Source organism: Microbacterium sp. B35-04 (assembly GCF_010634885.1).
In the GTDB taxonomy this organism is placed as follows: domain Bacteria; phylum Actinomycetota; class Actinomycetes; order Actinomycetales; family Microbacteriaceae; genus Microbacterium.
In genome coordinates, this window is sequence record NZ_MWLP01000137.1 from 1 (window position 1) to 9905 (window position 9905).

Below are 9905 nucleotides of genomic sequence, written 5' to 3' on the forward strand. Positions count from 1 at the left end.
CGGCTCAGGCCGGTCTCGACGCCGACACCGTGGCGTGGGACGACTACTTCCCCGCGCTGCAGCCCGCCTACGAGCGGCTCGTGGCGGCCGACTGACGCGGCGGCGTCTCGCGCGGCGGGTGCGGGGCGTTTCGTCTCGCTCGTTCCTCGCTCGCTCAACGACCGCGGGGAGCGGCGAGCGGTCCGGCAAACGCCGGTTCTCGGCATCCGGAGTCCCGCGATGTCCGGACCGCACCTGCCGCCTCGGCACGAGTGCGGCGTGCAGTCCAGGAAACGCCGGTTCTCGGCATCCCGAATCCCGCGATGTCCGGACCGCACCTGCCGCCTCGGCACGAGTGCGGCGTGCGGTCCAGGAGACGCCGGTTTGCGGCATCCGGAATCCCGCGATGTCCGGACCGTGCCTGCTGCCTGGGCACGGGCGAGGCGCGCGGTCCAGGAGACGCCGGTTTGCGGCATCCGGGATCCCGCGATGTCCGGACCGCACCCGCTGCCTTTGCACGAGTGAGGCGCGCGGTCCAGGAGACGCCGGTTTGCGGCATCCGGAATCCCGCGATGTCCGGACCGCACCCGCTGCCTGGGCACGAGTGAGGCGCGCGGTCCAGGAGACGCCGGTTTGCGGCATCCGGGATCCCGCGATGTCCGGACCGCACACCGGTGGCGGACCGCATCCACCGGTGGCGGACCGCATCCACCGGTGCCGGGACGCACCCACCGGTGCCGGGCCGCACCCACCGGTGCGCGGTCAGGACCAGACGAAGCGGAAAGTCCCGGCGATGACAGCGGCGCCGATGGCGGCGGCCATGATCGCGGCGCCGCCGAGGAGCGCCACGAGGTCGCGCGGATGCAGGCGCGAGGGCCGCGACCAGGTGCGGGGGATGTCGGAACCGAAGCCGCGCGCCTCCATCGCCATCGCGAGTTTGGTGCCCCGTCGCACCGCGAACACGAGCAGGACGAACGCCATGGAGAAGAAGCGGCGGATCGCGCCGCTGTCGCCCACGCCGCGCGCGCGACGCGCGAGGCCCATGCTGCGCCAGTCGTCGAGGAAGAGGCCCAGCGTGCGCGTGCCGGCGAGCACCCCGAGCACGAACCGGCTCGGCAGCTTCGCGACCTGCGCGAGGGCGTCGGCGAGCTCGGTCGGATCGGTGCGACCGAACAGAAGGATCGTCGGCAGCGCGAGGGCGAGCACGCGCACGCACACTGCGACGGCCAGCGCGATCGAGTCGTCGCTGATCGTCGCGTACCAGAACGACCAGTAGACGGTCCCGCCCGGCTCGGCGTACAGCAGCATGCTGATGCCCGCGACGGGTGCGAAGACGAGGATGGGCAGCATCCGCTTCAGCACCGTCATGGCGCCGAGGCCCGTCAGCGGGATGCAGGCGAGCTGCAGGGCGATCGCGACGACGGCGCTCGTGACGTCGATCGAGGCGAACAGCGGCACCGACAGCAGCAGCGCGAGCGCGATCTTGGTGACCGGGTTGACGCCGTCCAACCACGCCCTCCGCTCGGCCGCGACATCGTCCGCGCCGGTGCGCGGAGCGACGGCGGTCACGATCGCACCCGCGCCGGCAGCGTCCCCACGCCCCTACTGCTGGCCGACCCCACGCCCCCGAGATCGATGCGGTGCCCGCCGAGGTGGCGCAGCACGTCCTCGTCGTGCGTGACGGCGACGACGGTGGTGCCCGCGTCGATCTCGGACTGCAGCAGCTGCACGAGCTCGACCCAGCCGCGGCGGTCCTGCCCGAATGTCGGCTCGTCGAGCACGATCACCGGCGGCGCGTCGGCGAGTACGGTCGCCACCGAGAGGCGGCGCTTCTGTCCCCCCGACAGCGTGAACGGATTCGCGGCCGCCAGCGGCGCCAGGTGCAGGCGCTCGAGCAGCTCGTCGACGATCGCGTCGACCGCCGCCGGGTCCACTCCGCGCGAGCGCGGCCCGATCGCGAGCTCATCGCGGACGGTTGACGCGAGGAACTGGTGCTCCGGCTCCTGGAACACCGTGCCGATCCGCGTGAGCAGCTCGCGAGAGGTCCACCGCGACGGCCGGCGGCCCGACCGCCCGGCGAGCTCGGCGGCGGCCAGCACCTCGCCCGCCGCCTCCGGCAGCAGCCCGGCGAGGGTGAGCGCGAGGGTGGACTTGCCGGCGCCGTTGCGGCCGGTGATCACCGTGGCCGCGCCGCGCGGCACGCGGACATCGAGTCCGGCGCGCACGACCGTACGTCCATCGCGCGAGATCGAGAGTGCGGATGCCGCGACCGCCGCCGGCGCGTCGGCCGGCGCCGCCGCCCGCACCGGCAGATCGACCGGGCGACCGGGCACCCACACCCCCGCCGCGGCGAGCGCCTCGCCGTGACGGGCGAAGACCTCGGCCGGCGTGCCGTCGGCGAGCAGCCCGCCGTCGGCGCCGACGACGATGACCCGGTCCATCAGGTCGGCCCACACCGCCGTGCGGTGCTCGATCACCACGAGCGTCGCCCCGGTCTCGCCGAGCGCGTGCTCGATGCTCGCGCGCACCTCACGGACGCCGTCGGGATCGAGATTCGCGGTCGGCTCGTCGAGCAGCAGCACACCGGGGCGCATCGCGAGCACCCCGGCCAGGGCGAGGCGCTGCTTCTGCCCTCCCGAGAGCGACTTCGTCGGCCGGGCAAGAGGCACGTCGAGCCCGACCGCCTGGAGCGCGTCAGCCACGCGCGCCGGGATGTCGGCGGCCGGCACCCCGAGGTTCTCGCAGCCGAAGGCGACGTCGTCGCCGACCTTCGACAGGACCACGCCGGCGTCGGGGTCCTGCAGCACCAGCCCGACGCGGCCGCGGTGCGCCTCCGCCCGCTCGCCGTCGACGAGGAGCGAGCCGGTCTCGTCGCCCTCGTCGGCGCCGCCGAGGAGGCCGGCCATGCCGGCGAGCAGCGTCGACTTGCCGGCGCCCGAGGCGCCGAGGAGCAGCACACGCTCCCCCGGCTCGATCGTGAACGAGACGTCGCGGACGGCGGGCGCCCGCCGTCCGGCGTAGCGCCACCCCCAGCCCGCCGCGGTGATGCGAGCCGGGCCGGTCGCGACCATCGTCAGACCTCGCGGCGCGCTTCGCGTCCTGCCGCGAAGCGGTTGAGCGCGCCGGTGGCCGCGAGCGCCCGCACCGCGAGCCAGCCGACGAGACCGGCGAGCAGAGCGCCCGACACGATGAGCGACACGAGGTAGATCGCGTTGAACTCGAGCGTCTTGAGAATGTTGGGCGAGCTGCCGTAGAAGAGCTCGAACACCCAGGCGCCCACTGCCGCGCCGGCGCCGGCGAGCATGGCGACGGGGAGCGTGAAGCGGCGGTACAGGAAGGCGGCGAAGATCAGCTCGGCACCGAGGCCCTGGACGAGGCCCGACAGCAGGGTCGACACACCCCAAACATTGCCGATGAGCATCGAGACGATCGCGGCGATCACCTCGACGAGCAGTGCGGCGCCGGGCTTGCGGATCACCAGACCGCCGATCACGCCGCCGATCAGCCAGATGCCGACGGCGAGGCCGCCGAGGCCGGGCGTGAGGCCGTCCATGGCCGTGAACCACGCGTATCCCACCGTGTTCCAGGCCCAGAAGACGAGCCCGATGGCGACGCCGAGAACGGCGGCGACGACGATGTCGACGACCCGCCACCGCAGGCTGCGCGCGCTCTGCGGAGTGGCCGCAACGGGGGTGGATGCGGACGTGGACGTGTGCATAAGAACTCCTCCCTGCGCCGGCATGATCCGGATCAGGTTCGACGGTCGAAGCGTGGGTCGCTTCCTCTCAGCCCGGCTCACCGGACTCCCGTGGTTGTGTGACGTCAGTATACCGCCGCGATGACGGGTATTTTGGGTGGATGACCCTCGACGACGCCCCTGTACCCACGCGCCGCGCGCGCCGGGCGCAGACCGGCGACGTGCCGATCGCTCCCGGGTCCCACCCTTCGGAAAGCGGCATCCTGACCGTCGCCACGGGCGAGACGGTCGTGACGCCGCCCGGCAGCAGCACCGCTCCGGACGACGTGCCGGCCATCCCGTCGACGATCGCCACCGTGCCGCTGGGCGATCACGCTGCGACCAGCCCCACGGTGCCCGTGTTCGAGGCGGCGCCGGTGTTCGAGGCGGCGCCGGTGGTCGCGGCCGCTCCCGTGTTTCAGGCGGCGCCGATGTTCGAGGCCGCGCCGCAGACGGGATCGGTGATCCCGGGGCTCGTCCCCGAGCCCACGGTGCCTGTCGCGACCTGGGATCCCACCGGTCACACCGCCCTCCCCGAGGCCGCCGATGACCGGGTCGAGGGCGCCGCGACAGCCGGCGGTCGCATGGCGCTCGCCTGGGTCGACGAGACGACTGTCGGCCGCGCCGCGGCTCCGGGCGATCTGGCGGCTGCCGCCACCCCCTACGTCACCGTCGACGCCGACCTGCTGTCCGACGCCCCTCGACGCTCGCCGCTGCGTGCTGGTGTCGTCGTTCCCACGCTCGCGATCGCCGCGGCGTTCGGGGCCTACGCGGCGACGACGCTGCTGTGGCCGCTCCACGCCGTCGCCCCCACCGTCATCGCGATGGAGGTCCAGCCGATCGCGGCTCCCGCCGCCGCGCCGGTGTGGCCCGCGGAGGGCAGTGCTGCCGAAGGTGTCGCCGGCATCTCGGGCGCCCTCGCGTCCAGCGCCGATCCCGACGCGATCGCCAGCATCACCAAGGTCGTGACCGCGCTCGTCGTCCTCGAGGAGATGCCGCTGGCGCTGGGCGAGCAGGGCCCCGAGTTCCGCTTCACGTCGGCCGACCGCTCCCGCTACTGGCAGTACCTCAGCAACGGCGAATCGGCCCTCAACGTGCCGGTCAACGGCTCCCTCACCGAGTACCAGATGCTCGAGGGCATCCTCGTCGGCTCCGCCAACAACTACGCCGACCGCCTGGCGCAGAGCATCTGGCCCTCGGATGCCGTCTTCGCCTCGGCGGCATCGTCCTGGCTGGCCGCACACGGCGTGCCCGGCGTGACCGTGTTCGAGCCGACGGGCATGGACCCTCGCAACACCGCCAGCGCCGAGGCGCTCGTGGTGCTCGCGCAGAAGGCCCTCGCGCATCCGGTGATCGCCGAGATCGTCGCGAAGCAGTCCGTCGACCTGCCCGGCGCCGGAAACGTCAAGAACACGAACGGCCTGCTCGCCGATCCGGGCGTCGTCGGCATCAAGACGGGAACGCTGGATGCCTGGAACCTGCTGTCGGCGAAGGACATCACGGTCGGCGACACGACGGTGCGCCTGTACGCCTCGGTGCTGGGTCAGCCCGACGACGAGGCCCGGCTCGCCGCCTCACGCGCGATCTACGCACAGCTCGAGGCGGAGCTGCAGCTGAAGCCCTCGGTCACGGCGAACACCGTCGCCGGCCAGGTCGAGACCCTGTGGGGCGACGAAGTCGACGTCATCACCTCGGGCGATGCGTCGGTGATCCTGTGGAACGGCGGCAGCGGCACGGTCACCCCTGCCTACGACCTCGACGAGAGCCGCGACGCGGGCGACGTGATCGGCTCGCTCACCGTGACCGGACCGCTCGATGAGACCGCCGTCGACCTGCAGCTCGCCGCCGACATCACCGACCCGTCGCCGTGGTGGCGGCTCACGCACCCGCTGGACCTGTTCGGCCTCAACGGCTGACGCCCCGCTCGTCAGCCGGCGGACGGATGCCCGACGACGCCCTTGCGCAGCAGTGCGTCGCCGTACGTGCGGGTCTCGCCCGGTTCCCTTCGTCAGCGGATGAGGCCTTCGGCGGCCAGGTCGTCCCACAGCGCGCCGGGGATGTCGACCGCCATCAGCTCCGCGTTCCGGCGCAGCTGCTCGGGTCGGCTCCCGCCCACGACGACCGAGCGGACGGCCGGCTCCCGCAGCGCGAACTGCACCGCTGCAGCCGGCAGCGGCACGTCGTGGGCGCGACAGACGGCGACGATGCGCTGCAGGTGCTGCCACAGCGGCTCCGGCATCCGTCCGTACTCGTACCGGTCGTCGCGAGAGGGCTCGTCCTTCGCCAGCAGGCCGGAATTGAACACGGATGCCGCGACCACGCCGGTCTCGTGCTCGTGGCACGCGGGGAGCACCTCCTCGGCGGCAGGCTGCTCGAGCAGCGTGTAGCGGCCCGCGACCATGATGAGATCGAGATCGGCGCTGCGCACGGCCGCGGCGAGCGCGTCGGCGGTCATCGAGCCGATGCCGACGGCGTCGACGGCACCCTCCGCGCGGAGCTGCTCGAGTGCCGGGAAGGCCTCCTGCAGCGCGAGGTCGAGGTCGTGGCGCTCGGGGTCGTGCAGGTAGAGGATGTCGACCCGGTCGAGCCCGAGGCGGTCGAGCGACTCGTCGAGGCTGGCGCGGATGCCGGCCTCGGAGAAGTCCCACTCGCGGCGCAGCGTCGTGCGCACGTGGAAGTCGGCGGCGAGGTCGAGCGCGCCGTCGTCGTGGGGGTTCGCACGGAGCAGCCTCCCCGCCTTCGTCGAGATCACGAACTCGTCGCGGGGCTTCGTCTGCAGGAACGCGCCGAGCCGCCGCTCCGAGAGGCCGAGGCCGTAGTGCGGCGCGGTATCGAAGTAGCGGATGCCGCTCTCCCACGCGGTCTCGAGGATGGCCCAGGACTGCCCGTCGGTGAGCTCGCGGAAGAGGTTGCCGATGTTCGCGGCGCCGTAGCCGAGGCGGGTCAGCGCGGGCGTGCGCGGCTCAGACGGCGACACGAGCGGCCTTCCACTCGTACTCCGCGCGGCTCGCGGCCTTCATCTCCATGCCGATCCCCGGTGCGAGCGGGGCGCGGTAGGCGCCTCCCTGCACATCGGTCGGCACGACGAAGTGCTCGTGCAGGTGGTCTACGTACTCGATCATGCGACCTTCGCGGCTGCCGCTGACCGCCACGAAGTCGAACATCGAGAGGTGCTGCACCGCCTCGCACAGCCCGACGCCCCCGGCGTGCGGGCACACCGGCACACCGAACTTCGCAGCGAGCAGCAGGTTCGCGATGTTCTCGTTGACGCCGCCGACGCGCGCGGCGTCGATTTGCATGACCGCGATGGCGTCCGCCTGCAGCAGCTGCTTGAAGATCACGCGGTTCTGGGCATGTTCGCCGGTCGCCACGCGCACGGGGGCGACGCCGCGGGCGATCTCGGCATGGCCCAGCACGTCGTCGGGGCTCGTGGGCTCTTCGATCCACGCGATGCCGAACTCGGCGAGCGCGTTCACCCAGGCGATGGCCTCCGACACCTCCCAGCGCTGATTCGCGTCGATCGCGATCGGGAAGTCGGGCCCGCACACCTCGCGGGCGACGCGCAGGCGGCGGATGTCGTCCTCGAGGTCGGCGCCGACCTTGAGCTTGATCTGGCCGAAGCCGTCGGCGATCGCCTCACGGCAGAGTCGCGCGAGCTTCTCGTCGGAGTAGCCGAGCCACCCGGGGCTGGTGGTGTAGGCCGGGAAGCCGCTCGCGAGCAGTTCGCGCTCGCGGTCGGCGCGGCCGGGCTCGGCGTCGCGGAGGATCTGAAGCGCGTCCTCGGGGGTCAGCGCGTTGGTGAGGTAGCGGAAGTCGACGAGCGCAACGATCTCCTCGGGGCTCATGCGTGAGAGCAGCTGCCAGAGCGGGAGCCCGGCGCGCTTGGCCTTGATGTCCCACAGCGCGTTCACGACCGCGCCGATCGCCATGTGCATGACGCCCTTCTCAGGGCCCAGCCAGCGCAGCTGCGAGTCGCCGATGAGCTCGCGATTCGTCGCCCCCATGTCATCCAGGAGCGGCTCCAGCTCACGACCGACCAGGTGCGCGGCGAGGGCGTCGAGCGCCGCGACCTGCACGTCGTTGCCCCGGCCGATCGTGAACACGAAGGCGTGCCCGTCGGCGCGGTCTGCAGTGTCCGTCACGATGCGGAGGTAGGCCGCGGAGTAGTCGGGATCGGGGTTCATCGCGTCGGAGCCGTCGAGGCTGAGCGATGTGGGGAATCGAATGTCTGTCGTCTCGAACGCGACGATGCGGCTCACGGGGCGGTCTCCTGCGGTTGCGGCTCGCGAGATCGAACCGCTCGCAGTGTAAACATCCGATGTCTATACTGTCAATCACGCCCCGCGGGGTGCGACGGCATCGACGCCACCCGCATCGAGAATTCAGGAGAGCAATGAAGTTCGCGCGCCTCGGCGAGTCCGGCAACGAGATCCCCGTCGTCCTCGACGGCGATCGTCGCCTGGATCTGCGCCCGCTCACATCCGATGTCGACGGCCGGTTCCTGGCCGACGATCCCCTCGGCCGCACTGCCACCGCGATCGCCGCCGGGCTCCTGCCCGAGCTGCCGGACGCCGACTCCCTCCGCATCGGCGCCCCCATCGCGCGGCCGAGCGCCGTCATCTGCATCGGCCAGAACTACGCAGCGCACGCGCGCGAGTCCGGCGCCGAGCCGCCGACCGTGCCCATCATCTTCTTGAAGACGCCGAACACCGTCGTCGGGCCGAACGACGCCGTGACGATCCCACGCGGCAGCGAGAAAACCGATTGGGAGGTCGAGCTCGGCGTCGTGATCGGCCGCCGTGCGGCGTACCTCGACAGCCTCGACGAGGTCGACGGGCATATCGCCGGCTATGTCGTCGCCAACGACGTCTCGGAGCGCACGTTCCAGATGGAGGTCTCGGGCGGGCAGTGGTCCAAGGGCAAGATCGCCCCCGGCTTCAATCCCACGGGACCGTGGCTGGTCACCCCCGACGAAGTCGACGCGCAGAACCTCGAGCTGAAGAGCTTCGTCAACGGCGAGCCCCGTCAGCACTCGAACACGAGCGACATGATCTTCGACGTGCGCACCATCGTGCACCATCTCTCGCAGTACGTGACGCTCGAGCCCGGCGACCTCATCCTCACCGGCACCCCGCAGGGCGTGGCGTTCGGCGGCAAGTTCCCGTATCTCAAGGCCGGCGACGTCGTCGACATCGAGATCGAGGGCCTCGGCGCGCAGCGCCAGGAGTTCACGGCATGGGAGAAGGCGCGATGAGCGGACAGCTGGACGGACTGGTCGCCGTCGTCACCGGCGGCGCCTCGGGCATCGGCGCCGCGATCGCGAGCGCGCTGGGCGACGAGGGCGCCGAGGTCGCCGTGCTCGACCGCGACACGTCGGGCGCCGACCCCCGCTTCGCCGCGTTCACCGCGGACGTGTCGGACCGCGCCGCCGTCGACGCCGCGATCGCCGCGGTCGGCGAGCGCTTCGGCCGTATCGACATCCTCGTGAACAACGCCGGCATCGGCGCGCAGGGCGAGGTCGCCGCGAACGACGACGAGGAGTGGGCGCGCGTGCTGTCGATCAACGTCACCGGCATCGCGCGCGTGAGCGCCGCGGCACTGCCGTGGCTGCGGCGGTCGCCCACCGCGGCGATCTGCAACACGTCGTCGATCGCCGCGACCGCCGGCCTGCCGCAGCGCGCCCTGTACAGCGCGTCGAAGGGTGCGGTGCTGTCCCTCACGCGCGCGATGGCGGCCGACCACCTGCGCGAGGGCATCCGCGTCAACGCCGTCAACCCGGGCACCGCCGACACCCCCTGGATCGGTCGCCTGCTCGCCGGCGCGGCCGACCCCGCGGCCGAGCGGGCGGCGCTGGAGGCCCGGCAGCCGCACGGGCGCCTGGTGTCGGCCGACGAGGTCGCCGCAGCCGTGCTCTACCTCGTCAGCCCGCGTGCTGGGTCGACCACGGGCACCTACATCGAGGTGGACGGCGGGATGTCGCCCCTCCGCCTCCGCCCCGCCACCTCCTGAGTCGCCCCCGACCTCCCGGTCGTTGAGCGAGCGAGGTACGAGCGAGACGAAACGCCCGCAGCCCGGCGCAGGAGGTCGGTCCGGAGCGTTTCGTCTCGGTCGCTGGCGCTCCCTCGCTCAACGACCGGGCCCGCTGAGTCGCGCCGATTCCCCGGTCGTTGGGCGAGCGAGGTACGAGCGA

At 72.3% G+C, this 9905-nt stretch carries 8 protein-coding genes and 1 riboswitch; of the genes, 3 read left to right on the plus strand and 5 right to left on the minus strand.

The features are described 5' to 3' along the window. Nucleotides 1–741: 741 nt before the first annotated feature. From B1729_RS19840 to B1729_RS19850, 3 genes are all read right to left on the minus strand, one after another. Nucleotides 742–1548, minus strand: coding sequence for an energy-coupling factor transporter transmembrane component T (locus B1729_RS19840; RefSeq protein ID WP_163620816.1), 807 nt, complete (start codon nt 1546–1548; stop codon nt 742–744). After that, nucleotides 1545–3050 carry an ABC transporter ATP-binding protein gene (locus tag B1729_RS19845; RefSeq protein WP_163634531.1) on the minus strand — a complete coding sequence of 502 codons (1506 nt, stop codon included), beginning with the start codon at nt 3048–3050 and terminating at the stop codon, nt 1545–1547. The genes B1729_RS19840 and B1729_RS19845 overlap by 4 nt, the downstream gene beginning before the upstream one ends. A gap of 2 nt (nt 3051–3052) precedes the next feature. Further along, nucleotides 3053–3697 (minus strand): ECF transporter S component, encoded by a 645-nt coding sequence (locus tag B1729_RS19850; protein WP_204318976.1) that lies wholly within the window; start codon nt 3695–3697, stop codon nt 3053–3055. Next, nucleotides 3688–3799, minus strand: a riboswitch (TPP riboswitch). (Overlaps the previous gene by 10 nt.) A 38-nt stretch (nt 3800–3837) precedes the next feature. Between B1729_RS19850 and B1729_RS19855 the strand changes: the two genes are divergently transcribed. Next, nucleotides 3838–5631, plus strand: a complete 1794-nt coding sequence (locus tag B1729_RS19855) for a D-alanyl-D-alanine carboxypeptidase (RefSeq protein WP_163634533.1) — start codon at nt 3838–3840, stop codon at nt 5629–5631. A 92-nt stretch (nt 5632–5723) separates the two neighbouring features. Here the strand turns inward: B1729_RS19855 and B1729_RS19860 are convergent, their stop codons facing one another. Both B1729_RS19860 and B1729_RS19865 read right to left on the minus strand, forming a co-directional pair. Beyond that, nucleotides 5724–6692 carry an aldo/keto reductase gene (locus tag B1729_RS19860; protein WP_163634535.1) on the minus strand — a complete coding sequence of 323 codons (969 nt, stop codon included), beginning with the start codon at nt 6690–6692 and terminating at the stop codon, nt 5724–5726. Then, a complete protein-coding gene (locus B1729_RS19865; protein ID WP_163634537.1) occupies nt 6679–7974 on the minus strand; it encodes an enolase C-terminal domain-like protein in 1296 nt (431 codons plus the stop codon). Before B1729_RS19865 ends, B1729_RS19860 begins: the two co-directional genes overlap by 14 nt. Before the next feature lie 134 nt (nt 7975–8108). Between B1729_RS19865 and B1729_RS19870 the strand changes: the two genes are divergently transcribed. Together B1729_RS19870 and B1729_RS19875 are read left to right on the plus strand one after the other, a co-directional pair. Continuing rightward, nucleotides 8109–8969 carry a fumarylacetoacetate hydrolase family protein gene (locus B1729_RS19870; protein WP_163620822.1) on the plus strand — a complete coding sequence of 287 codons (861 nt, stop codon included), beginning with the start codon at nt 8109–8111 and terminating at the stop codon, nt 8967–8969. After that, complete coding sequence (locus B1729_RS19875) at nt 8966–9724, plus strand: SDR family oxidoreductase (RefSeq protein WP_204318977.1); 759 nt, start codon at nt 8966–8968, stop codon at nt 9722–9724. Before B1729_RS19870 ends, B1729_RS19875 begins: the two co-directional genes overlap by 4 nt. The last annotated feature ends 181 nt before the right edge of the window (nt 9725–9905 follow it).